20 protein-coding genes are annotated in these 24,376 nt (G+C 69.9%); 9 read left to right on the top strand and 11 right to left on the bottom strand.

The genetic code is table 11. The annotated features are described in order from the left end of the window. Positions 1–74: 74 nt before the first annotated feature. Together ACWC2B_RS27225 and ACWC2B_RS27220 are read right to left on the bottom strand one after the other, a co-directional pair. The gene (locus tag ACWC2B_RS27225) at positions 75–689 is read right to left on the bottom strand and encodes a Uma2 family endonuclease (protein WP_450721010.1); all 615 of its coding nucleotides are present in this window, start codon (positions 687–689) and stop codon (positions 75–77) included. A gap of 146 nt (positions 690–835) precedes the next feature. Beyond that, positions 836–1,027 carry a hypothetical protein gene (locus ACWC2B_RS27220; RefSeq protein ID WP_450721054.1) on the bottom strand — a complete coding sequence of 64 codons (192 nt, stop codon included), beginning with the start codon at positions 1,025–1,027 and terminating at the stop codon, positions 836–838. A gap of 416 nt (positions 1,028–1,443) precedes the next feature. Between ACWC2B_RS27220 and ACWC2B_RS27215 the strand changes: the two genes are divergently transcribed. After that, positions 1,444–2,310, top strand: a complete 867-nt coding sequence (locus ACWC2B_RS27215; protein ID WP_450721008.1) for a hypothetical protein — start codon at positions 1,444–1,446, stop codon at positions 2,308–2,310. Here the strand turns inward: ACWC2B_RS27215 and ACWC2B_RS27210 are convergent. Further along, a complete protein-coding gene (locus ACWC2B_RS27210) occupies positions 2,300–2,674 on the bottom strand; it encodes a DUF192 domain-containing protein (protein WP_450721006.1) in 375 nt (124 codons plus the stop codon). The genes ACWC2B_RS27215 and ACWC2B_RS27210 overlap by 11 nt on opposite strands. Before the next feature lie 46 nt (positions 2,675–2,720). Between ACWC2B_RS27210 and ACWC2B_RS27205 the strand changes: the two genes are divergently transcribed. Next, a complete protein-coding gene (locus ACWC2B_RS27205) occupies positions 2,721–3,524 on the top strand; it encodes a class I SAM-dependent methyltransferase (protein WP_450721004.1) in 804 nt (267 codons plus the stop codon). An 11-nt stretch (positions 3,525–3,535) separates the two neighbouring features. Continuing rightward, a complete protein-coding gene (locus tag ACWC2B_RS27200) occupies positions 3,536–5,083 on the top strand; it encodes a DUF2079 domain-containing protein (protein ID WP_450721002.1) in 1,548 nt (515 codons plus the stop codon). A 366-nt stretch (positions 5,084–5,449) separates the two neighbouring features. On the opposite strand, the gene mgrA is transcribed toward ACWC2B_RS27200, so the two are convergent. Next, positions 5,450–6,487, bottom strand: a complete 1,038-nt coding sequence (gene mgrA / locus ACWC2B_RS27195) for an L-glyceraldehyde 3-phosphate reductase (protein ID WP_450721000.1) — start codon at positions 6,485–6,487, stop codon at positions 5,450–5,452. A 136-nt stretch (positions 6,488–6,623) separates the two neighbouring features. Between mgrA and ACWC2B_RS27190 the strand changes: the two genes are divergently transcribed. The 4 genes from ACWC2B_RS27190 (at position 6,624) to ACWC2B_RS27175 (ending at position 11,946) form a co-directional block, all read left to right on the top strand. Next, complete coding sequence (locus tag ACWC2B_RS27190; protein WP_114037243.1) at positions 6,624–7,385, top strand: isoprenyl transferase; 762 nt, start codon at positions 6,624–6,626, stop codon at positions 7,383–7,385. A gap of 589 nt (positions 7,386–7,974) precedes the next feature. Next, positions 7,975–9,297 (top strand): PhoH family protein, encoded by a 1,323-nt coding sequence (locus ACWC2B_RS27185; protein WP_450720998.1) that lies wholly within the window; start codon positions 7,975–7,977, stop codon positions 9,295–9,297. A 385-nt stretch (positions 9,298–9,682) separates the two neighbouring features. After that, positions 9,683–10,384, top strand: coding sequence for an aggregation-promoting factor C-terminal-like domain-containing protein (locus ACWC2B_RS27180; protein WP_450720996.1), 702 nt, complete (start codon positions 9,683–9,685; stop codon positions 10,382–10,384). A gap of 161 nt (positions 10,385–10,545) precedes the next feature. Beyond that, positions 10,546–11,946, top strand: a complete 1,401-nt coding sequence (locus tag ACWC2B_RS27175; protein ID WP_450720994.1) for an AI-2E family transporter — start codon at positions 10,546–10,548, stop codon at positions 11,944–11,946. 71 nt (positions 11,947–12,017) lie between these two features. Here ACWC2B_RS27175 and ACWC2B_RS27170 read toward each other — a convergent pair whose 3' ends face one another. Further along, positions 12,018–12,560 carry an alkyl hydroperoxide reductase gene (locus ACWC2B_RS27170; protein WP_386003735.1) on the bottom strand — a complete coding sequence of 181 codons (543 nt, stop codon included), beginning with the start codon at positions 12,558–12,560 and terminating at the stop codon, positions 12,018–12,020. 3 nt (positions 12,561–12,563) lie between these two features. Beyond that, positions 12,564–13,118 (bottom strand): peroxiredoxin, encoded by a 555-nt coding sequence (locus tag ACWC2B_RS27165; protein WP_053726283.1) that lies wholly within the window; start codon positions 13,116–13,118, stop codon positions 12,564–12,566. A 165-nt stretch (positions 13,119–13,283) separates the two neighbouring features. On the opposite strand from ACWC2B_RS27165, the gene ACWC2B_RS27160 reads away from it, so the two are divergent. Then, positions 13,284–14,222 (top strand): hydrogen peroxide-inducible genes activator, encoded by a 939-nt coding sequence (locus ACWC2B_RS27160; protein ID WP_450720991.1) that lies wholly within the window; start codon positions 13,284–13,286, stop codon positions 14,220–14,222. A gap of 48 nt (positions 14,223–14,270) precedes the next feature. Here the strand turns inward: ACWC2B_RS27160 and ACWC2B_RS27155 are convergent, their stop codons facing one another. The 4 genes from ACWC2B_RS27155 to ACWC2B_RS27140 form a co-directional block, all read right to left on the bottom strand. Next, complete coding sequence (locus tag ACWC2B_RS27155) at positions 14,271–16,601, bottom strand: ABC transporter permease (RefSeq protein WP_450720989.1); 2,331 nt, start codon at positions 16,599–16,601, stop codon at positions 14,271–14,273. Beyond that, positions 16,598–17,290: an ABC transporter ATP-binding protein gene (locus ACWC2B_RS27150; RefSeq protein ID WP_450720987.1), complete on the bottom strand. Its 693-nt coding sequence runs from the start codon at positions 17,288–17,290 to the stop codon at positions 16,598–16,600. Before ACWC2B_RS27150 ends, ACWC2B_RS27155 begins: the two co-directional genes overlap by 4 nt. Next, positions 17,287–17,811, bottom strand: a complete 525-nt coding sequence (locus tag ACWC2B_RS27145) for a PadR family transcriptional regulator (protein ID WP_450720985.1) — start codon at positions 17,809–17,811, stop codon at positions 17,287–17,289. Before ACWC2B_RS27145 ends, ACWC2B_RS27150 begins: the two co-directional genes overlap by 4 nt. 67 nt (positions 17,812–17,878) lie before the next feature. After that, positions 17,879–20,260 carry an FtsX-like permease family protein gene (locus ACWC2B_RS27140; RefSeq protein WP_450720983.1) on the bottom strand — a complete coding sequence of 794 codons (2,382 nt, stop codon included), beginning with the start codon at positions 20,258–20,260 and terminating at the stop codon, positions 17,879–17,881. Positions 20,261–20,530: 270 nt separating this feature from the next. On the opposite strand from ACWC2B_RS27140, the gene ACWC2B_RS27135 reads away from it, so the two are divergent. Beyond that, positions 20,531–22,810 carry a transglycosylase domain-containing protein gene (locus ACWC2B_RS27135; protein ID WP_450720981.1) on the top strand — a complete coding sequence of 760 codons (2,280 nt, stop codon included), beginning with the start codon at positions 20,531–20,533 and terminating at the stop codon, positions 22,808–22,810. A 58-nt stretch (positions 22,811–22,868) separates the two neighbouring features. On the opposite strand, the gene ACWC2B_RS27130 is transcribed toward ACWC2B_RS27135, so the two are convergent. Then, on the bottom strand, positions 22,869–24,323 hold the full coding sequence (locus ACWC2B_RS27130) for a catalase (protein ID WP_450720979.1): 1,455 nt from the start codon (positions 24,321–24,323) through the stop codon (positions 22,869–22,871). Positions 24,324–24,376: the final 53 nt, after the last annotated feature.

Below are 24,376 nucleotides of genomic sequence, written 5' to 3'. Positions count from 1 at the left end.
AAGCAACTTGAAAGCGCGGATGCTGTCGCGGCTGCGATCTGTAACCCAACCTGTGGTGCAGCGCTGGTCAAGTCTCAGGAAGGCTCAGTCTTATCCGGGGTGGCCGCCAGCTCGGCCGTGTCCAGATCGAAGTCGAAGGGTGCCGGGATGTGCAGCGGGCGGCCGACCGGAACGGTTGTCCGTGAGCGGTACCCGTTGGGGGAGGGATCCCAGAAGCAGGTGATCTCGGCGGCCTGCATGTCGAGCACCAGGTAGACCGGAACCAGCTGACCGTAAACGGCGACCTTTTCCTCCCAGTCCGCGTCCCGGGTGGACAGTGACGTGAACTCGGCTACCAGCGAGAGTGCGCCTCCGTCGGCATGCCGTCCCTCGGCTTCGAAAGCAGCCTCGTCCGCGACGTGCAGATCCGGTCCGTAGCCGCGCGCCGCAGAGGGGAAGGTGAAGAGGAACGGGGCGACGTCTACGTCGTGCCCTTCGGGGGCGTGGGGCTCAAGCTGCTGGCGGAGCCGCTTCATGGGCATCTTGTAGCGGAGCTTGGACCACGGCGACACGACGATCTTCCCCCGGATGAGCTCGGCCTTGTAGCCGTCTGGCGTGTTCAGTTCCTCGACAGCCCGCAGCAACTCTTCGAAGGCGATGGTCTGGGCTGAATTCGCGTCTGTGTCTATGGCTGTCGGGCGGTCGATCATGATGCTCACCGCGGTCCTCCATACGACTACGGGGTGTGGTCCAGCCTCAACCGTAGCGCTGAGCGGCGGCACTGACTCCCGGATGGATCACCTTCACCCTGCCTGATGTAACACAGAGTGACGAGCTGCGCGTGTGAGCGTCCGGCTCACAGCAGGCGGTCCGCCTTGCCCGCCTTGATGTTGCGGATGAAGCTCCGTAGCGCCTCGCGGCTGTCGGTGAGGTGCCGGACCTCCTGGCCGACGACCGCGATGTACGCGTTGCCGTCACCGTCGACGCCGAGGCGGAAGCAGTCGGCTCCCTCGCCGCACAGGGGCTCGTCCCAGTGGATCTCCGGCATGTCCACCCCCGCCTCGCGGTAGCCCGTGACGCCCGGCGGCGGGGCGGGCTTCGCGGGCGCGGTACAACCCATCCTCGTCGAGGCCAACGACAACCAGCCGCTGAACTCGACCGATGTCTACAGCGGCCTCTTCGCGCCGGGCGCCACGGCAACGGCACGGGTGCCGGCGGTCCCCCCGCACCCGGTGGCCCCGAGCCGCGGCGGGGCGCACACGACCAGGCGCTGAGTCCATCAACTCCCGTACGGGTCCAAGGTGTTGGGGCTTCGGCCCGTACGGCATCGCCCCGCCCGACACCGGGTACCCGCCCCGGTGAGGGCGGGCCCGGCTACCGCGCGGCGGCATGGCGGCATGACCGGCGGAATCCCCGCGTCCGCGACCCGGGCAATCCACAGGAGTCGTTGTTACCGTGCTGGGTATGAAGCCAACGCTGGTACGGCGCCGTGCGGCGACGGCTGGGGTGTGTCTCTTCGCCCTCGCGGCCGCGGCGGCATGCGGGCCCACCGGTACGAGTGGCAAGGGTGCGGAGGGCTCGGTCCGGGAGACGTCGGCCGCGTCCGGCGCGAGCGCGAGCACCCAGGCCAACAGAGGCGCCCCGACCAACAGCGCCACCCCCGCCAACAGCGATGCCCCGGGCGCGTCTGGCGCCGGCGGCACCCCCGCTGTTCCCAGCCCGAGCGGCAGCGCCCCGCAGGTCAAGGCCGCCGACGTGCTCACCAGTGATCAGCTCGCCGCGGCCGCGCTCGCGACCGGGGACGTCGAGGGCTTCGCGGCCGAGTCCCTGGAGGGCGGCACCCCGACCGGCAGTTCCCGTACGGCCAAGGCCGAGTGCATGCCCTTCGTGTCCGTCATCAACGGCACCCCCGAGCCCGCCCCCTCCGCGACCGTCTACCGGCGCCTCGTCGAAACCGCCGAGGACGGGCAGGCCGACCAGACTGTTGTCACCGAGGTGCTCGGTTCGCATCCGACCGGAGCCTCCGACGTGCTCGCTCGGCTGCGTACCGCCATCGATGCCTGTTCCGACGGCTTCCAGACCAAGGGCGGCGACCTGGAGCCCTCCGTTTTCACCGAGGTCAAGGAGCTGCCCGCGCCCGAGGCGGGGGACGAGGCCGTCGCGTACGAGTTGATCGGGGTCGCGCAGGGTGACCCCGTGCCCATGGTTTTTCAGGTGGTGCGGAGTGGGACCACTGTTGTCACCTATTACGCGGTTGATGTCAGCGGGGGCGACACGCCGCAGATTCCCGACCGGCTCGCCGTTGCGCAGGCGGCCAAGCTCAAGTCCTGAGATCCTGCCCGGTCGCGATGACCACCCGCGCGCCCGGCCGCAGGCCCCACGCCGCCATCGCGCCGGCCTCCGCCTCCAGTACGTACCGGGCGCGCGGCCGGATCGCGCCGAGGCGGCCCGGCTTCATCGTGCGTACCGCGATCACACGCAGATGGCGGTCCAGATGGGCCACGTCGATCGCGAAGCGCATCCGGAAGGTGTGCACGCTGCTCGCCGGGGTGAGGAGCAGCGCGCCCTCGATGCCGTCCCGGCCGAGCAGGCCCCGCGTACGGGCCCGGTAGGACGCCGCGATCTCCAGCGGAACCCCCGCCCCGGCGCCGTCGAGCACGCTCAACTCGCCCGTTCCGTCCCTCCATCGGCCCATGGATAAACGGTAGTGGCTCACGGGGCCGCCGCGTAGGGTCCGCAACATGGGCCGAAACATCAGGAACCACAACAACCGCCCCTTCGAGGAACTGATCGACGAGGCCGCGTCCGTCTCCGTCGACGGCTGGGACTTCTCCTGGCTGGACGGCCGAGCCACCGAGGAGCGGCCGTCCTGGGGGTACGCCCGCTCGATGGCCGGGCGGATGGCCAAGGCGACCGCCGCCCTCGACATCCAGACCGGCGGCGGTGAGGTCCTCGCCGCCGTGCCCCAGCTGCCGCCGCTCGTCGTCGCGACGGAGGGCTGGCCCCCGAACGTCGCCCGCGCCACCGGCCTGCTCCACCCGCGCGGAGTGGCGGTCGTCGCCGACGAGGACAAGCCCCCGCTGCCGTTCGCCGACGGCGCCTTCGACCTGGTGGTCAGCCGGCACCCCGTCACCACCTGGTGGTCCGAGATCTCCCGCGTGCTGTCGCCCGGCGGCACGTACTTCTCCCAACAGGTGGGCCCGGCCAGCGTGTTCGAGCTCGTCGAGTACTTCCTGGGGCCGCAGCCGCCGGAGGTGCGCGGCGGCCGCGATCCCGGCAAGGCGCGCAAGGAAGCGGAGAACGCGGGCCTTGAGGTCGTCGATCTGCGCCTGGAGAAGCTGCGTACCGAATTCAACGACATCGGCGCCGTCGTCTACTTCCTGCGCAAGGTGATCTGGATGGTGCCCGGCTTCACCGTCGAGGAGTACCGCGACCAGCTGAAGGCCCTCGACGAGCAGATCCGCACCGAAGGCCCCTTCGTCGCGCACACGACACGCTTCCTGATCGAGGCCCGGAAACCGCTGAGGCCCGGCCGCTCTGCCTAGCATCCGGATGCATGGGGACAATTGCTGACCAAAGGGTAGGGCGGAGTGCGCAGCCGCCGATCACGCCCGCACCCACCGACTCCCGCATCCCTCGCGTACGCCTCGGCCGGCCCGCCCTCCTGTGGTGGGGGTGGGCCGCCGCGCTCTTCCTCCTGTACGCGACCGTCTCGGGCCGCCGCCAGGCGCTGGTCCGCACCACCGGGTACGACCTCGGCATCTTCGAGCAGGCCGTCCGCGCGTACGCCCACCTCCACGCGCCCGTCGCCCCCCTGCGCGGCGACGGCTTCAACCTCCTGGGCGACCACTTCCACCCGGTGCTCGCCGTCCTCGCGCCCCTGTACCGCCTCTTCCCCTCCCCGTACACCCTGCTCGTCGCGCAGGCCGCGCTGCTCGCGCTCGCCGTGGTGCCGCTCGCCCGGCAGGCCGCGCGGGTGCTCGGCCGCCGCGCCGCCCACGTCATCGCCTTCGGGTACGGCCTGAGCTGGGGCATCGCATCGGCGGTCGGCTTCGACTTCCACGAGGTGTGCTTCGCGGTCCCGCTCGTCTCCTACGCCCTCGAAGCGCTGGCCCGCCGACGGTGGCGGCGCGCGCTCGCCTGGGCGGTGCCGCTGCTCCTCGTCAAGGAGGACCTGGGGCTCACCCTGGCCGCGATCGGGGCGTACGTCGCCTGGCGGGGCCCGCGCCGGCTCGGCATCGCGGCCGCCGCGACCGGCCTGGTGGGCAGCGCGCTCGAATTCAAGGTCCTGATGCCGTTCTTCAACCCGGCCGGCACCTACGCGCACGCCGCGAACCTCGCGCCCGCCCACCACTCGCTGCTCACCACGCTCGCCCTCGCGCCGCTCGACGCCGTACGCCCGGAAGTGAAGGCGACCACCCTCGTCCTCGTCTTCGCGCCGGCCGCGCTCATCGCCCTGCGATCGCCGCTGGCCCTGATCGCGCTGCCCACGCTGGGCTGGCGGATGCTGTCCACCAACGTCTTCCACTGGGGGACCGCCTTCCACTACACGGCCGTCCTGATGCCGGTCGTCTTCGCGGCCCTGACCGACGTGCTCCGCCCGTACGCCGCCGACGGCAATCCGCTCGCCCGCCGCCACGTACGCGCGTCCCTCGTGACAACACTGGCGGTGACGCTCGTCCTCATCCCCTCCTTCCCCCTCGCCCAGATCGCCCACCGCTCCACCTGGCGCACCACCCCGCACATCGCGGCGGTACGCGACCTGCTGCGCCGCATCCCCGACGGCGCGACCGTCGCGGCCTCCAACCGCCTTGTCCCGCAACTGACTTCACGCACCACGGCCGTCCTCTTCCCGACCTACCCGGCGCACGGGAAGCTGTACGAGACGGACGGCCCCGTCCCGCGCCCCAACGCGCAATGGATCGCCTACGACCGGGTCCCGCCGGAGTCCTGGCCCTACCCGCCCGGTCCCTGGCCCTACCCGGCCCCCCGCCAGGAGCAGGAGTACGCCCTCGCGCTGGCGAAGTACGGATATGTACGGGTGGCCGAGGCGGACGGCGTCTCGCTGCTGCGCCGCGCCCAGACGCCGTCGCGTACGCACTGACACCGGACGGTCACCCCGCGCGGCCGGACTTGACCCAGTGGGGTGAAGCACACCGGGACCGAATTCTGGGCCGCGAAATCCGTCGTCGAGCGGCGTTCCGACCCGGCCGCGACCCTCTGACCTGCACGGTCAAGCCCGGATGCGGAGTCGGGGTCACCCCTGCGGGGGACCGCGATTGTGTACTGGGGCGATTTCGGAGCGTAGTTCCGGAGCGCCGTGGCACCCAGCATCACTTACGAAGGGTTATGGTGGAAACCCCCCCTCGGGCCGGTCCGTATCCCCCCCACGGACCGGCCCGTTTTTTCTTTCCCGGAGCCGGGTCAGGTTCGCACCGCGCGGGACCGGCCGTCCCCGCCCCCATCCGCCTCAGCCGCGGCGGGCCCAGATGTTGGTGCCCTCGGTGTCCACGGCGAAGGCGTCGATCTCCTTCAACTCCGCGTCGGTGAGCGCCGGTCCGGCAAGCGCCGCCACGTTCTCCTCAAGCTGCCGCACGCTGGACGCGCCGATCAGCGCCGACGTCATCCGCGGATCGCGCAGCACCCAGGTCAGCGCCAACTGTGCCAGCGACTGGCCGCGCCGGGACGCGATGTCGTTCAGCCCGTTGAGGCGGCGTACGACCTCCTCGCTCAGCAGGTTCGGGTCCAGGGACTTGCCCTGGGTGGCCCGCGAGCCCTCCGGGATGCCCTTCAGGTACTTGTTGGTGAGCAGACCCTGGGCGAGCGGCACGAAGGAGATGCAGCCCATGCCGGCCGACTCCAGGGTGTCGAGCAGCCCGTCCTCCTCCGTCCAGCGGTTGATCATCGAGTACGACGGCTGGTGGATCAGGGCCGGGACACCCATCTCCTTGAGCAGGCGCGCGGCCTCGGCGGTCTGCTCGCTGTTGTAGGAGGAGACACCCACGTACAGCGCCTTGCCCTGCCGCACGGCGGACGCCAGCGCGCCCATCGTCTCCTCCAGCGGGGTCTCCGGGTCGAAGCGGTGCGAGTAGAAGATGTCGACGTAGTCGAGGCCCATGCGGCTGAGCGAGGCGTCGAGCGAGGACAGCAGGTACTTGCGCGAACCCCACTCGCCGTACGGCCCGGGGTGCATCAGATAGCCGGCCTTGGTGGAGATGACCAGCTCGTCCCGGTACGGGGCGAAGTCCTGGCCGAAAATCTTGCCGAAGTTCAGCTCGGCCGAGCCGGCCGGAGGGCCGTAGTTGTTGGCCAGGTCGAAGTGGGTGACACCCAGGTCGAAGGCGCGGCGCAGGATCGCGCGCTGCGAATCCAGGGAGCGGTCGTCACCGAAGTTGTGCCACAGGCCGAGCGAGACGGCGGGGAGCTTGAGGCCGCTGCGGCCGGTCCGCCGGTACTCCATGGAGTCGTAGCGGTCCGGGGCTGCGAGGAAGCGGAGCGATTCAGTCACGTTTCCCTGCTTATCACGGACTTGTGACAGACCGAGTTGGGCCGCCGTCGCCCGTCCGCAGTACTGTGCTTTCCCTGGGGCGGCCGGTGTGCGGGGCGGCGGCGGGCCCCCGGAAGGCAACGAGAGGGTGGAATCGGTGAGTTTGCGCGACCTGGTGTACAGGCTCTATGCGCGCCGGGTGGAAGGCCGCCTCGACCACGACCAGGTGCCCAAGCACATCGGCGTCATCCTGGACGGCAACCGGCGCTGGGCCAAGGCCTCGGCCCGCAGCCCCGAGCAGGGCCACCAGGCCGGCGCCAGCAAGATCCAGGAGCTGCTCGGCTGGTGTGCCGAGACGGATGTCGAGGTCGTCACTCTCTGGCTGCTCTCCACCGACAACCTGGACCGCCCCGAGGACCAGTTGATCCCGCTGCTCGGCATCATCGAGGACGCGGTGCGGGACTTGGCGGCGGACGGGCGCTGGCGCGTGCACCACGTCGGCAACGCGGATCTGCTGCCCGGGCACACGCAGGCCGTGCTCAAGGAGGCCGAGCAGGCCACGCACGACATCGACGGGATACTCGTCAACGTCGCCGTGGGCTACGGCGGCCGCCAGGAGATCGCGGACGCGGTCCGCTCGCTCCTCCTGGAACACGCGGCGAAGGGCACGTCCTTCGAGGAACTCGCCGAGATCGTCGACGTCGAGCACATCTCGGAGCACCTGTACACGCGGGGCCAGCCCGACCCCGACCTCGTCATCCGCACCAGCGGCGAGCAGCGCCTGTCGGGCTTCATGCTCTGGCAGTCCGCGCACTCCGAGTACTACTTCTGCGAAGTGTTCTGGCCGGCCTTCCGCAAGGTCGACTTCCTGCGAGCGCTGCGGGACTACGCGGCGCGGCACCGGAGGTACGGCACCTGAGGGGTGGGTCCCGTTTAACCCCCCTCTTCTGTCCTCAAACGCCGGACGGGCTTGGTTCTGCTCCCGTCCGGCATTTCGCTGCCCGCCCCCTCCGCCTGCGGCGAGCGTCCTCAAACGCCGGACCGGCTACCTGTGCCGTCGATCGGCTGCGGGCCGTCGCTGGCCGGTCGCGCAGTTCCCCGCGCCCCCAACTACTCCGGGTACAGGCACCTCCAGCCTGTCCGGCGGGCGCGAACGGGGTCTGGGGCGGAGCCCCAGGAGATGCGCCTTTCACCATCACCCCCGGCGGGTTTCGGGAAGGGGCGGGGTGGGGGGGAGAACTCCCGGCATATGACGGGGCATGGCTTCGCGTGTTCGAGGGCATAACCCCCCCAGGTCGACGTCCGGTCCACGGACGCCGTATCTCAGTGAGCGGCCCCAGTGCCACTCGCCCGGGAGGCCCTTTGCACCAGGACGACCGCGCACCGCGCGCGGGCGACGTGGAGGGCCGGAGCTCGGCCCGCGCAGCGCGGTCGAAGCCCGGTCCCAGTTTCCGCGACGCCGTCGCACCCCGATCTCATGCGCCTCTTAAGAGGGGGTACGTCCTTCCGTGGTGACCAGCACAAAGCGCCGCATGCCCGACCGGCGCACCTACGTCCTCGACACCAGCGTCCTGCTGGCCGACCCCAAATCGATGACCCGGTTCGAGGAGCACGAAGTGGTGCTCCCCATCGTCGTGGTCACGGAGCTGGAGGCCAAGAGGCACCATCCCGAGCTCGGTTACTTCGCCCGGCAGGCGCTGCGCCTGCTCGACGACTTCCGGGTCCGGTACGGACGTCTCGACGCCCCCATCCCGTTGGGGGAGCTCGGCGGCACCCTCCGTGTCGAGCTGAACCATTCCGATCCCGGCGTACTGCCCGCCGGCTACAGGTTGGGGGACAACGACTCCCGGATCCTCGCCGTCGCCCGCAATCTCCAGGCGGAGGGATACGACGTCACCGTCGTGTCGAAGGACCTGCCGCTGCGGATCAAGGCGTCGTCGGTCGGTCTGCTCGCCGAGGAGTACCGCGCCGAGCTGGCCATCACCGACTCCGGCTGGACCGGAATGTCCGAACTGCCGCTGAGCGGCGAGCAGGTGGACCTGCTCTTCGAGGAGGAGACGCTCTACGTTCCCGAGGCCGCCGAGCTCCCCGTCCACACCGGGCTCGTGCTGCTCTCCGAGCGCGGCAAGGCGCTCGGGCGGGTCTCGCCGGACGGCAACGTCAAGCTGGTCCGGGGCGACAGGGAGGCGTTCGGTATCCACGGCCGCAGCGCCGAGCAGCGGATCGCGCTCGACCTGCTGCTCGACCCCGAGATCGGGATCATCTCGATGGGCGGCCGGGCCGGTACGGGCAAGTCGGCGCTCGCGCTGTGCGCGGGCCTCGAAGCCGTCCTGGAGCGCAGGCAGCACAAGAAGGTGATGGTCTTCCGGCCGCTGTACGCGGTGGGCGGGCAGGAACTCGGGTATCTGCCGGGGTCCGAGGCCGAGAAGATGGGTCCCTGGGCCCAGGCCGTCTTCGACACGCTGTCCGCGGTGACGAGCCGTGAGGTCATCGAGGAGGTCACCTCGCGCGGGATGCTCGAAGTCCTGCCGCTCACCCACATCCGCGGGCGCTCGCTGCACGACGCGTTCGTGATCGTGGACGAGGCGCAGTCACTGGAACGGAACGTCCTGCTGACCGTTCTGTCCCGTATCGGGGCCAATTCGAGGGTGGTGCTCACTCATGACGTGGCCCAGCGCGACAACTTGAGGGTCGGCCGGTACGACGGTGTCGTGGCGGTCGTCGAGAAGCTGAAGGGGCACCCGTTGTTCGCGCACGTCACCCTCACCCGGTCCGAGCGTTCGCAGATCGCCGCCCTGGTGACCGAAATGCTGGAGGACGTCCAGATCTGAGGCGGTACAAGCCAGTTGGCGCCGTCCGGCAAGCGCAGCAGCCTAGCCGGGCGGCGCCTTCTTGTGGGCGGGATCGATAAAAACTACTGGGGTGAACGAGGTGTGAGGTTTCACACGCAACGGGGAATTGCCTCGCGGCATCGGCTTCCGGCAGAGTCTTGCATCCGTCAGGCCCCGCATACGGCACCCCTGTATCCCGGGTACCCCGGTACCCACGCAACTCAATAGCTGAGCCGTATGCCGCCCGCGCATCACGCGGCACTTCCCGCAAGGGAGTTGCCCATCGGGTCAGTTCCTCCCGTGGCCCAGTAGTTGGGAGGAGAGAGCCAGGGGCACGATTGCGTCCGCGAGGTCACCCGTGCGGACGCTGCTGGAAGGAAACCGTGTGAGCCGGATCTCGGTCCGGGGGTTCGCGGTGGCGTCTGCCACTGCGGTCACCACCGTTGGCGCTGTAGTCGGCGTTGCCGCGGGAAGCCCCGCTGCCGCTTCGAACGACAACTTCGAGGCCACCGCATCCGACGCGACGCTTCTCGCCGACATCCCCGCCGGCCAGCAGGCCCAGGTACAGACCGCGTCCCTGACGCAGCAGGCGGACGCCCAGTCCGCGCAGGCCAGTGCCTCGGCGAAGAAGTCCGCCGAGGAGGCCGCGCGCGTCAAGGCCGCCGAGGATGCCAAGGCCAAGAAGGACGCCGCCGACAAGGACAAGGCCGACAAGGACGCCAAGGCCCGCGACCTGGAGACCCAGGCCGCCAGCCGCTCGGCCGCCCGGACGGACTTCGCGGTCAAGAGCTCCTACTCGATCTCCGAAGTGCAGGCGATCGCCCGTCAGATCGTGCCGTCGGGCCAGTTCCAGTGCTTCAGCAACATCGTGAACAACGAGTCGAGCTGGAACTTCCAGGCCACCAACTCCGGTTCCGGCGCCTACGGCCTCGTCCAGGCGCTGCCCGGCAACAAGATGGCCTCCGCCGGCGACGACTGGCAGACCAACCCGGCCACCCAGATCAAGTGGGGCCTCGGCTACATGAACGAACGCTACGGCAGCCCGTGCGGCGCCTGGTCGTTCTGGCAGGCCCACAGCTGGTACTAGGCCCTCGGCCGGGTCCAGGAAACCGGCCGGAGCCGCTCAACCTTTCGGGGCCCCGCACCGTCCTTCGGTGCGGGGCTTCGCCCGTGTACGGTCAGGTCCGGACGGCTCGGGGGGAAGCGGTGGGGAGACTCAGCGGCGGGGGAAAGGGAAACGGCGGGATCATGTCGAGAGTGCCCAGTTTGCTCGGACGGCTAGGCGCCGGACTGACCCGGATGGGAGAGCGCCTGGACGAGCGCCGGGCCGCGGCGGACGCCGAAGCCGCGGCGGGTCCGATGATGGTCGATCCCGCGATGGCCCCTCCCTTGGCCGAGCCCCCCGCAACGCCCGAGCCCGCCGCGGCCGAGGCCAAGTCCCCGGTGCCGGTGGCGCCTTCGGGCGAGCACGCCCCCGAACACGTACCGCCGCCGCCCTCGTACGCGCCCGCCGTCGCCGCCCGGCCCGATCCGGTGCTCGCCGTGCCGTGGAGCATGCGGGTCGCGGCCGAGGTCGGCTGGCGGCTGCTCGTCCTGGCCGGGACCCTCTACGTACTGACGCAGGTCATCAGCGCGATCCGGCTCGTGGTGCTCGCGTTCGTCGCGGCCCTCCTGATCACCGCGCTGCTCCAGCCCACCGTCGCCCGCCTGAAGCGGATGGGGCTGCCGCGCGGGGTGGCGACCGCCGTCACCGCGATCTCCGGGTTCGTCATCATGGGGCTCGTCGGCTGGTTCGTGGTCTGGCAGGTCATGGACAACCTCGACGACCTGTCCAACAAGGTGCGCGACGGCATCGAGGAGCTCAAGCGCTGGGCGCTGAACAGCCCGTTCCACGTCACCGAGGACCAGATCAACCAGATCGCCAAGAACCTCAGCGACACCATCGGGTCCAACACCAACGAGATCACCTCGGCCGGGCTCCAGGGCGTGACCGTCCTCGTCGAGGTGCTCACCGGCATCCTGCTCGCGATGTTCTCGACGCTGTTCCTGCTGTACGACGGCCCGAAGATCTGGCAGTGGGTTCTCAAGCTCGTGCCGGCCGCGGCCCGTCCGGGCGTCGCGGGGGCGGGCCCGCAGGCCTGGCGCACACTCACCGCGTATGTGCGCGGCACGGTGATAGTGGCTCTGATCGACGCGATCTGCATCGGCGTCGGCATCTACTTCCTCGGGGTGCCCATGGCGGTGCCGCTGGCCGTGTTCATCTTCCTGTTCGCCTTCATCCCACTGGTCGGCGCGGTCATCTCGGGCGCGCTCGCCGTCGTGGTCGCGCTCGTCACCGACGGGGTGTTCAACGCCCTGATGGTCCTCGTCGTCGTCCTCGCGGTGCAGCAGATCGAGGGGCACGTCCTGCAGCCCTTCATCCTGGGCCGCGCGGTGCGGGTGCACCCGCTCGCGGTGGTGCTCTCGGTGGCCGCCGGCGGCCTGGTGGCCGGCATCGGCGGCGCCGTCGTCGCCGTCCCGCTGGTCGCGGTGACCAACACGGTGGTCGGATATCTGCGGGCGTACGCCCGTGAGAACGCGCTGCGCAGCGCCGTCGCGGTCGCGGAGACTCCGGCCCCCGAGGTGGTGGCCGCCGCCGACCGGGAGTAGCGGCCCCGTATGAACGCGAAGGGCCCCGCCGGTGCGATACCGGCGGGGCCCTTCTGACGTACGTGCGCGAACTACTCGGCCGAAGCGGCCAGCGCGGCCTCGGAGTCCAGCGTGACGCCCACGGCCGTGATCACCGCGGCGATCTTGAAGGCCTCCTGGATCGTCTCGCGGTCGACACCGGCCTTGCGCAGGACCTGCTCGTGCGAGTCGAGGCACTGGCCGCAGCCGTTCACCGCGGAGACGGCGAGCGACCACAGCTCGAAGTCGACCTTCTCCACGCCCGGGTTGCCGATGACGTTCATCCGCAGACCGGCCCGCAGCGTGCCGTACTCCGGGTCGGAGAGCAGGTGGCGGGTGCGGTAGAAGACGTTGTTCATCGCCATGACGGCGGCGGCCGACTTGGCTGCCGTGTACGCCTCGGGCGACAGGTTCGCCTTCGCCTCGGGCTCCAGCTCCCGCAGCACGATCGGGCTGCGCGAGGCTATGGCGGTGGCGAGCACCGTGCCCCACAGCTGCTGGGCCGGCAGGTCCGAGTTCCCGATGACCGAACCGAGGTTCAGCTTCAGGTCCTTGGCGTAGTCCGGTACGGCGGACTTCAGCGCGTCCAGGGACATGGGTTACTCACCGGCCAGCAGCGCGACCGGGTCCAGGGTGTTCTCGCCCTTGGTCCAGTTGCACGGGCACAGCTCGTCGGTCTGCAGGGCGTCGAGGACCCGCAGGACCTCCTTGGGGTTACGGCCCACGGAACCGGCGGTCACCATCGTGAACTGGATCTCGTTGTTCGGGTCGACGATGAAGACGGCGCGCTGCGCGAAGCCGTCCTCGCCCTCGATGCCGAGGTCACGCATGAGCTCGTGCTTCGAGTCGGCCAGCATCGGGAACGGCAGGTCGGTCAGGTCCGGGTGGTCCTTGCGCCAGGCGTGGTGCACGAACTCGGAGTCACCGGAGAAGCCGAGGACCTGGGCGTCACGGTCGGCGAACTCGTCGTTCAGCTTGCCGAACGCGGCGATCTCGGTCGGGCAGACGAAGGTGAAGTCCTTGGGCCACGCAAAAACTACGCGCCACTTGCCCTCGTAGGTCTTGTGGTCGATCTGCTGGAACTCCTTGCCGCTCTCCAGCGACACGCAGGCAGTCAGGTCGTACGTGGGGAACTGGTCACCAACAGTGAGCACGCGCTCTCCTTGCAAACGAGGAAGTCCGAATCGAGCGGATTCGGGAAACTTCCTACGGGGTTGGACGGATTACCGATCCTGGCACAGAGTGCATTGATCAGTGAAATAGCTAGACTGGGTCAGCGTGATCGGAGGTGCCTATCAGTGGCCACAAGTAATAGGGGCATGGGCAACAGGGGCAAGCAGCCCAGCCTGGCGCAGTTGCGGGCGTTCGCGGCCGTCGCGGAACATCTGCACTTCCGCGACGCCGCCGCCGCGATCGGCATGAGCCAGCCCGCCCTTTCCGGGGCGGTCTCGGCGCTTGAGGAGGCGCTCGGCGTGCAGCTCCTGGAGCGTACGACCCGCAAGGTGCTGCTCTCACCTGCGGGGGAGCGCCTCGCGGTGCGGGCCAAGGCGGTGCTCGACGCGGTCGGCGAGCTGATGGAGGAGGCCGAGGCGGTACGGGCGCCGTTCACCGGGGTGCTCCGGCTCGGCGTCATCCCGACCGTCGCGCCCTATCTGCTGCCCGCCGTGCTGCGGCTCGTCCACGAGCGCTACCCGGAGCTCGACCTCCAGGTCCACGAGGAGCAGACCTCCTCGCTGCTCGAAGGGCTCGCGGCCGGACGGCTCGACCTGCTGCTGCTCGCGGTGCCGCTCGGGATGCCCGGGGTCAGTGAACTCCCGCTGTTCGACGAGGACTTCGTGCTCGTCACCCCGCAGGACCACTGGCTGGGCGGCCGCAGCGGCATCCCCCGCGAAGCCCTGCGGGAGCTGCATCTGCTGCTCCTCGACGAGGGGCACTGCCTGCGTGACCAGGCCCTCGACATCTGCCGCGAGGCCGGGCGCACCGAGGGGGCGCCGGTCACCACGACCGCCGCCGGCCTTTCCACCCTGGTGCAGTTGGTCGCGGGCGGGCTCGGGGTGACCCTGCTGCCGCGTACCGCCGTGGAGATCGAGACGGGGCGCAACGACCGCCTCGTCACCGGGTACTTCGCGGAGCCGGCCCCCTCGCGCACGATCGCCCTGGCGATGCGGACGGGCGCCGCTCGCCAGGGCGAGTTCGAGGAGTTCGCGGCCGCCCTGCGCGGGGCGTTGCGCGACCTTCCGGTACGGGTGTCGAAGTGAGGTGATGGGCCTGAACTCCCCCTGAGGTAGGGGGAGTTCAGGTGCCCACTACTCCGTGCGCAGCCCCTCCGGGCGCATCAGTCGCCACAGCGGCGGCAGGGACAAGGCTGTGACGAGCAGGACCACGCCCGCGCCGATGCCCACCATCGACACCGCCGGGACCCAGTCGACGGTCACCGAGCGGCCCACCATCCGCAGCAGCACCGAGCCGAGGCCGAGGCCCACCACCGCCGCGAGCGCGAGGCCGAGCGCGACCGGCACCGCGGTCTGCCACAGGACCGACCAGCTCAGCGTGGTGCGCCGGGTGCCGAACGCGACCAGGGCGGACAGCAGCTTCTTGCGCTCGCGCAGCTGCTCCAGCATCGAGACGAGCAGGCTCGCGCCGATCAGCATCAGCACCGCGGCGGCCCCGATGTAGAGGCCCTTGCGGACCCCGGCGAACCGGGTGGCCGTCCGGTAGCCGTTCAGCGAGCGCGCCGTGGTGAGCGGGTCGGCCTTGGCGGCCGTGTTCAGGACCCGCTCCTTGGCGAGGGCGTCGCCCGGGGCCGTCGAGACGTACATCGTGGAGTGCATGGGGACCTTCGCCGCGTGGGCGAGCGCGCCCGGGGTGACCAGGAGGCCGTTGCGGCGCATGCCCAGCGGGTCGGGCCGGGCCGGGGCGCTCTTCGTGCCCGCCGGTACGGTCCAGGCGACCTCCGCGCCCTTGGACTCGGAGCCGCCGTTCGTCGGGTCGAGGTAGAGCGTGGCGCCCGGCTTCGGGGTGTTCTCCCAGGTGTTGTCGCCGCCGGTCGCGATGAAGGCGTCGCCGTCCTTGCAGGTGGGCACGGTGGCGACCTCGCTCAGATCCGTGCAGGTGCCGACCGTGACGGGGGCGTAGTTCTGCGGATTCTCGGCCTTGTCACCTGCTTCCACCGAGCCGAGGACCACGGTGTGGGTCACGCCCTCGGTGCTCTTGAGGCTCTGGATCTCGCGGGACTGCCGGCCGGGGTCGGCGTCGTTGAGCGGGACGACCATCTGGGCGCGGCTCGTGTCCTCGCCGCTCGCCTTGACGTAGTCGCCCTCGACGGCGCCGAAGAGCATCTGCAGGGCGATCGCGCCGGCCACCGCGACCGCGATGCCGTTCACCATCCGGGCCGCCGAGCCGGACGTCAACTGGAGCCTGCGGACGGCCAGTTGCCAGCCCACCGAGCCGCCGCCGAGCCTACGCACGACCGCCTCCACCAGCCAGGGCAGGAGCGCGGTGACGCCGATGAGCAGCAGGACGGTGCCGCTGATCACCTGGACCTGGTTGAAGGTCCCGCTGTCGCGGCCGCGGCCCATGAGCGGGACGAGCAGGCCGAGTCCGGCGAGCGGCGGCAGGACCCGCCACCACATGCGCCGCTTGCGCGGCACCGAGGTGCGCACGACGCCGAGCGGTTCGACGACCACCGAGCGCATCGCGAACAGGGTCACCGCGACCGCGGACGCGGGCACCGCGATCGCCACGCCCACCGCGAGCAGCGGGCTCGGGTCGATGTCGGAGGGGAAGACGTTGAGCCCGGCGACCGAGACGTCACCCACGTACTGGCGGCCGATCACGAAGAACAGCGTGCCGACCACGACGCCGATCACGGCTCCGGCCAGCGCCTCGCCGGCCGCGATCCACCGGGTCATCCGGCGGTCGGCGCCCGCCAGGCGCAGCGCCGCGAGCCTCCGGTCGCGCCGGTCGCCGCCGAACCGTACGGCGGCCGCGATGAACACGCCGACCGGCATGAGGAGCACCACGAAGATGATCACGATGAGCAGCGCGAGGACCGGGTCGATCTTCTCCTGCTGCTTGTCGACGAATCCGTCGACGCGCACCACCTCGCCGCGATCGCTCACCGCGGCCTTGCGCTGCGCGAGGATGTCGCTGCCCGCGTAGTAGGCGAGTTCGTGCGGGCCCATCAGGCCCTGGTCCGCGATGGTCGCGCTGATTTTGTACGGGATGCGCTCGCGAAGGAGCTTGCCCTCGGGCGAGGAGAGCAGGTCGCGCAGGGCGGGCGAGGCCACCATGGTGCCGGGCGCCGGGAGCGCCTGGACGCCCGGAGGCAGCGGCGCCTTGGCGCCCTCCGGTTGGACCAGCCGGCCCCGCACGTCCGAGCCCTGGTACTGCGTGTCCACGCGCCCGAGCAGCAGGGTGTCCGCCGCGGGCCCGCTGTTGACCGAAGCCCCGTAGTCGTTGCGGGCGTTGTCGCGCGCGTTGCGGGCGTTCAGCGCGCCCGGCAGCGCCGTGGTACCCAGCAGCAGGGCCACGCCGAGGCCCACGCCGACCGCGGTGAGCAGCGTGCGCGTCCAGCCCTCGCGGCCTCCCGACAGGGCGAACCGGGCGCCGAGGGCGAGGTCGCGGAGCAGGCTCATACGGAGTGCTCCAGCATCATGTCGCGGGACTTTCCGTCGCGTACGACGATCTCCCGGTCGGAGTAGGCGGCGACCCGGGCCTCGTGGGTGACCAGGACGACGGCCGCGTTGGTGGAGCGGGCCGCCTCGGTGAGCAGCTGCATGACTCGCTCGCCGTTGAGCGAGTCGAGCGCGCCGGTCGGCTCGTCGGCGAACACGACGCGGGGCTGGGTCACGAGCGAGCGGGCCACGGCCACCCGCTGGCCCTGACCGCCGGAGACCTCACCGGGGCGCTTGTGCCCGAGGTCGGCGACCTCCAGGCGCTCCATCCACTCCAGGGACCTGCGCTCGGCCTCCTTGCGCTTGACGCCGGTCAGCCGCAGCGGCAGGGCCACGTTCTCGACACAGGTCAACTCCGGTACCAGCTGGCCGAATTGGAAGACGAAGCCGAACTCGGTACGGCGCAGCGCGCTGCGCTCGGCGTCCGACATCGAGGACAGTTCGCGGCCGTCGTAGAGGATCTTGCCGGAGTCCGGGGTGACGATCCCGGCGAGGCAGTGGAGCAGCGTCGACTTGCCGGAGCCGGAGGGGCCCATCACCGCGACGACCTCGCCGGGGTGGATGGAGAATTCGGCACCGTCAAGGGCAGGGGTCGGACCGTAGGCCTTGTGCAGGTCCTGGGCGACGAGAAGGGAGCCGGCGGGCGTCATTTGCGTACCTCCGTGGCGAGCTGGACGAGGCGGGCGGCGGTCAGTTCGAGCCAGCGCAGATCGGCTTCCAGATGGAACAGGGCGTGGTCGCAGATCAGCTGGTCGGAGAGGTCACCGCGGCGCTTGCGCTCGGTGAGCACCCGCATCAGGCGCAGGTGTTCGGCGCGCTGGGTGTCCAGGACGTCGGCCGCGTCGCGGCCGGTCAGCAGGGCGAGGACGACCTTGGTGTAGAGGGTCGACTGGAGGTAGGGCTCGGGCTTCTCCGGCTGCCTGATCCACGACTCGACGTCGGTGACGCCGGCCTCGGTGATGGCGTACCGCTTCCGCTCGGGCCCGCCGCCCGCCTCCACGCCGTCGACCTCGACGAGGCCGTTCTTCAGGAGCCGGGACATCGTCGAGTAGACCTGCCCGTAATGCAGCGGACGGTCGTGCCCGAACTTCTCGTCGAAGGCGCGCTTCAGGTCGTACCCATGGCGTGGACCTGACTCAAGGAGCCCGAGAAGGGTGTGGCCGATGGACATGGGGCGTTCCTTTCTTCTCAACTGCCGCAAGCGACAAGGGGGTTAAGGCGCGGGCTGTTACGGAAAGTCATTCGGTGCGCAGGCCGTCGGAGCGCATCTGGCGCCACAGGGCCGGCAGGCTCAGCAGGGTCACCGCGAGGATCACGGCGGCGCCCGCCCCGGCCAGCGGCAGGAAGAGCCACCAGTCGGTGATGGCCTTGCCGATGATCCGCAGCATCAGGGCGCCGAGCGCGAGGCCGCCCGCCACCGCGAGGCCGATCCCCAGGGCGACCGGCACCGCGGTCTGCCACAGGACGGACCAGGCCAGCGTCGCGCGCCGGGTGCCGAAGGCCACCAGAGCGGCCAACAGGCGTCTGCGCTCGCGCAGTTGCTCCAGCTGCGAGACCAGCATGCTGGCCGCGATCAAGCCGAGCGTGGCCAGCGACGCGGCTCGCAGCCCGGTCTGGATGCCGGCGTACTGCTGGTCGCGCTCGATGGTGCGCACGGTGTTGACGCGCAGCTGCGGGGAGAGGTTGGCCGCGGTGTTGCGGATGTGCTCGGCGGCGTCCGGCACCCGCTGGTCGACGGTGAGCATGGCGGACGTGTCGGCCGTCGAGCCGAGCAGCGAGATGTCGATCGCCCCCGGGGTGGCAAAGATGCCGTGCTGCTCCTTGCCCGTCGGGTCGGGACGCGCGGTGACGGTACGGGCGGACGCGGGCAGCGTCCACAGCGCCTCGGGGACGCCGGGCGAGTCGGACGCGGTGTTGACCGGCTTGCCCGGGCGGGCCGTGCGGTCCACCCAGGCGGCCTGCTCGGCGTCGTCGGAGGGGTGCACCACGAAGGTGTCGCCGTCCTTGCAGGAGTCGATGCGGGCCAGCTCGGCCAGGGTCGCGCAGTCGCCCACGGTGAGCTGCGTGGTGGGCCGGATGTCGCCGGACGCGATCGGCCCCGGCAGGGTCACGTAGCTGCTGACGGAGCCGATCACCTGGTGCACACCGGGGGTTTCGCGGAAGGATTCGATCATGCGCTGGGCGAGCTTCGCGTCCGGGAAGTCGGCGCTGACGGTGTACTGGGCGCGGCTCGCGTCGGCACCCGTCACCCTGTTGAAGTCGTCGTGGATGCCGACGGCGTACATCTGGAGCGCGACCGACCCGGCGACCGCCACCGTGATGCCGCTGACCGCGCGTGCTGCCGTGCCGCTGTTGAACTGGAGCCTGCGGACAGCCAGTTGCCAGGACGGTGAACCGCCGTGCAGCCGGCCCACCACCGCCTCGACCAGCCAGGGCAGCAGTGTGATGAGCCCCGCGAGGACCAGGGTGGCGCCCATGGCGATGAAGGCGGGCGTGAGGTTGTCCAACAGCGTGATGGCGACGCCCGTCGGCACCAGCGGAAGCGGCGCCCCCCGCACCCCCGGGTTCTGCGACAGGAAGAGCAGTACCAAGCCGACGCCGGGCAACGCGAGGCGCCACCACAGCCTGCGGCGCCGGGTGCGGCCGCCGCGTACGACGCCGAGGGGTTCGATGACCACCGAGCGCAGCGCGGCCAGCGTCACCGCCACCGCCAGTGCGGGCACGGCGACGGCGACGAGCAGCGCGAGCCAGGGTACGGGCCTCAGGTCCCCGGGGAAGAAGCCGAAGCTCCACAGCTTGAGGGGGCCGAGGACTTCGGCGCCGCCGAGGAAGAGCAGCGTGCCGACGGCGAGCCCGAGTACGGCTCCGGCCAGCGCCTCGCCGCCGGCGATCCAGCGCGTGGTGCGGGCGTCGGCGCCGACCAGGCGCAGCGCCGCGAGCCGCCGGTCGCGCTGCTCGCTGCCGAACCGTACGGCGGTGGCGATGAAGATGGCGACCGGCATGAGCAGGACGACGCAGATCAGGATGACGAGGACGACCAGCATCGGGTCGAGCGGCCGCTCGTCGCCGATGTTGCCGAACCCGGCCGCCGAGGAGGCGCCACTGTCGGCGGAGAGGGTGGCGCTGCCCGCGTAGTAGTAGAGCTCCGAGGGCTCGACCAGGCCCGCGTCGCCGATGGTCTGGGTGATCTCGTACGGGAGGCGCTCGCGGAGGAGTTCACCCCGGGGGGAGTCGAGCAGCTCGCGCAGCGCGGGGGAGACGGCCATGGTGCCGGGGGCGGGTATGGAGGTCAGGCCGGGCGGCAGCACCGGGTCGGCGTTGGCCGGGCGCAGCACCTTCCCGCCGATCGTGTCGTCGCGGTACTCGGTGTCGGCGGAGGCGTAGAGGAGCGAGGCCTTCAGGCTCCCGGTGTTCTTGCCCGAGTCCGCCGAGAACGGCTGCCGGTCGTGGACGCGGTCCGCCCGCTCGTCCACGAGATGCGGCACCGATGCCGCGCCGAGCAGCAGGGCGACGCCGAGGCCGACACCGACCGCGGTGAGCAGGGTGCGCACCCAGCCCTCACGGCCGCCGCTGAGGGCGAACCGGATGCCGAGGCCGAGATCGTGGAGGCGTCGCTTCATGGGAGAGCACTATACGCACCAGGTATACCTGCTGTGTATACCCGCGGTGCATAGCAGCCTGTGACCGTGTTATTACCGGGCAAATCGGGTCAGTATTGGGGACTCTCGCAACCCTTGGCACGATTCAATCGTCGGTTCCCATGGGGCAGGTGCTCATTCTCACGTACGGAAAAGGCGTGATCGAATCCGCTTTGTCCATAGGTGCGGTGTTAGTTTTCTGAGCTGATCTGGCGAGTCTGGTGAGTCATATGAAGGCGAGCGACTGAGGTTATGGGCCGAGCGGAAGAGCGGCGCGCCCGGCAGGGCGGGGTACGCCGGAGCAAGCAGAAGGTGAAGAAAAAGGGCATACGCCGGTTCTTCACCTGGAAGAAGATGCTCGGCACCTTCTTCGGCCTCTGCCTCCTCGCGATGGGCGCGTTCTACGTCATCTACCTGATGGTGCCGATCCCCAGCGACAACGTCGAAGCCAAGTTGGAGAGCAACGTCTACAAGCTCTCCAACGGCCAGGTGCTCGCCCGCACCGGAGATGTCAACCGCGAGACCGTCGGCCTCGACAAGGTGCCCGTGCCGATCCAGCACAGCTTCGTCGCGCTTGAGAACAAGACCTTCTACGACGACAAGGGCGTCGACTTCAAGGGCACCACCCGCGGCATCCTCAAGACCCTGATGGGCAAGGGCGCCCAGGGCGGCTCGACGATCACCCAGCAGTACGTCAAGAACAACTACCTGACGCAGGAGCAGACGGTCACCCGCAAGCTGAAGGAGATCGTGATCTCCCTCAAGGTGGACCAGCGCTACTCCAAGGACGAGATCCTCGCGGGGTACATGAACACCAGCTACTACGGCCGGGGCGCCTACGGCATCCAGGCCGCGGCGCAGGCTTACTACGGCAAGGACGTCTCCAAGCTGACGCTGGAGGAGGGCACCTACCTCGCGGCGCTGCTCCAGGCCCCCAGTCAGTACGACTGGCAGACGGCGGGACCAGTCGGCAGGAACCTGGTGCAGGGGCGCTGGAACAAGGCCCTCGACAACATGGTCGACATGAAGTGGCTGACTCCGCAGGACCGGGCGAAGCTGAAGTTCACGCCTCCCAATGAGGCCAAGGTCGCCCCCGGCATGGTGGGGCAGACCGGCTACCTGGTCGATGCCGCCAAGAAGGAGTTGATCAACAACGGGGTGAGCGACGCCGTCCTGGCCCGCGGCGGCTGGACCATCACGCTCAACATCGACCCCGCCAAGCAGAAGCTCCTGGAAGATGCGGTCAAGGCGCAGCTGACCAGCAAGCTCGACTCCAGCAAGCGCAAGGTCGACGCGGACCTCCAGGCCGGCGCGGCCTCGGTGGACCCGAAGACCGGCTCGGTGGTCGCCCTCTACGGCGGCCAGGACTTCATGAAGCACCAGCTCAGCAACGCCACCAACACCACGTACCAGCCCGCCTCGACCTTCAAGCCGGTGATCCTCGCGGCCGCCTTCAACCAGGGCGCCGAGACGCAGGACGGCAAGCCGATCAAGGCGAACACCGTCTACAACGGTGACAGCAGGCGGCCCGTCAAGGGCAGCAGCATCCCCTTCGACCCGCCGAACGAGGATGACCAGAGCTACGGCCCCATCAGCGTCCAGGTCGCGATGAACAAGTCGGTCAACTCCGTCTTCGCGCAGATGGGCGTCGACGCCCACCTCGACAAGGTGCGCGACACCGCCGTGGCCATGGGCATGGACTCCATCAAGGGCAAGGCCCCCGTGCCCGCCATGACGCTCGGCTCCTACGGAGCCAGTCCCCTCCAGATGGCCGCCGTGTACGCCACGCTCGACAACCACGGCAAGGAAGTCACGCCGTCGATCGTGAAGTCGGCCGAGCACAAGGACCACAAGTACGAGAAGCCGGACCCGATCGGCAGCCAGGTCATCAGCAAGGAGGCGGCCGACTCGGTCACCTCGGTGCTGACCGGCGTGGTCGACGACGGTACGGCCCAGAAGTCGGTGGCCGAGGCCGACAACCGCGACGGCAAGCAGGTCGCGGGCAAGACCGGCACCTCCGACGACAACAAGTCGGCCTGGTTCACCGGCTACACCCCGGACCTGGTCACCTCGGTCGGGCTGTGGGGCGAGGCAGCCGAGCCGCGCGTCGTCAAGGTCGACGGCAAGAGCGTGAACGTCCCCAAGGGCGGCCAGGTCACGATGACCAACGGCGCCGGCGAGGACGGCCGCATCAACGGTGGCTCCATCCCGGCCCGCATCTGGGCCGCGTACACCTTCGACGCGGTCAAGGGCGGCGCCACCAAGTTCGACCTGGACACCGACCAGGGCGCGGCCTTCGAGCCCGCCTACACGCCGCCGAAGTCCCCGTCGAACACGCCGCCGTCCAAGCCCGCGTCGAACACGCCGTCCAAGCCCCCGTCCAGGACACCGTCGAACACGCCGTCCAACACCCCGTCGACGCCGAGCAACACCCCGTCCAACACGACCTCGCACAAGCCGAAGCCGCCGACGCCGCCGACGCCGACGAATACGGGCGGGGCGAGCCCGCCGGTGGACCCGCTCAACCCCTGACCACGGCCGACGGCCCCCACCCCGGGAAACCGGGAGTGGGGGCCGTGCCGTTTCGCGGTCAGCCGTTCACCTTCGCGGCGATCCGGTCGCCGATGTCCTTGTCGATGTTGTGCCAGTACTGGAGGGCCCGGGCCAGGACCGGGGCACTCACGTCCTGCTTGAGGTGCCCGCTCACGTTGGACACCAGACGCTCGCGTGCCGCGTCGTCGAGGACCTCGCGGACCATCGTGCCGGGCTGGCCCCAGTCGTCGTCCTCGCGGTGCAGCCTGGTCGCCTCGCGCACCATCTCGCCCGCCACCTGCCAGCCCGCCGGGTCGCCGAACTGCCCGGCCGCGGCGGGACCGCCGTAGGAGTTGGGCGCGTACGGCCTGGCCGCGCGCGACGGCTCGTACCGCATGGGTCCGTCCTTGGCGTACGAATTGACCGGCGAGCGCGGCCTGTTGGGCGGCAGCTGCGCGTAGTTCGGGCCGATCCGGTAGCGATGCGTGTCGGGGTACGAGAACAGCCGGCCGAGCAGCATCTTGTCCGGCGAGGGGCCGATGCCGGGCACCATGTTGGACGGCTCGAAGGCGGCCTGCTCGATGTGGACGAAGAAATCCTCGGGGTTCTTGTCGAGCGTCATCCGGCCGACCTCGATCAGCGGGTAGTCGCCGTGCGGCCACACCTTGGTCAGGTCGAACGGGTTGAACCGGTAGTCCGCCGCGTCCTCGAACCCCATCACCTGCACGTACATCGTCCAGCTCGGCGCGTTCCCCGAGTCGATCGACTCGTACAGGTCGCGGCGGTGCAGGTCGGCGTCCTTGCCCGCGAGCTCGTCCGCCTCCTCCTGGGTCCAGAACTCGATGCCCTGGTCGGTCTTCAGGTGGTACTTGACCCAGAACTTCTCGCCGCCGCCGTTGATCCACATGTAGGTGTGCGAGGAGTACCCGTTCATGTGGCGGTAGGTCTTGGGGATGCCCCGGTCGCCCATCAGCCAGGTGACCTGGTGGGCCGACTCGGGCGAGAGCGTCCAGAAGTCCCACTGCATGTCGTTGCTGCGCAGACCGGTCACGGGGTGGCGCTTCTGCGAGCGGATGAAGTCCTGGAACTTGATGGTGTCCCGTACGAAGAAGACCGGGGTGTTGTTGCCCACCAAGTCGTAATTGCCCTGCTCCGTATAGAACTTGAGGGCGAAGCCGCGCGGGTCGCGCCAGGTGTCGGGCGATCCCTGCTCGCCGGCCACCGTCGAGAAACGGGCCAGCATCTCGGTCCGCCTGCCCGGCTGGAACAGCCCCGCCTTGGTGAACTGGCTTACGTCATTGGTCACTTGGAAGGTTCCGTACGCGCCGGAGCCCTTGGCGTGCACCACCCGCTCCGGGACCCGCTCCCTGTTGAACTGCGCCATCTTCTCGATGAGGTAGTGGTCGTGCAGCAGGATCGGGCCGTCGGGCCCGACGGTGAGCGAGTGCTCGTCGCTCTCCACCGGGATGCCGACGTTGTTCGTCGTGTACGGGACCTGGGATGTGTCGCTCACGAGCGTCCTCCCGTCGAAAAGGGATCTATGAGGTCGCTTCGTCCACGACGCCA

This window comes from Streptomyces sp. NPDC001415 (assembly GCF_053597395.1).
The sequence above is the reverse complement of the archived record's forward strand: the minus strand, read 5'-3'. Positions and strand labels throughout refer to the sequence as shown.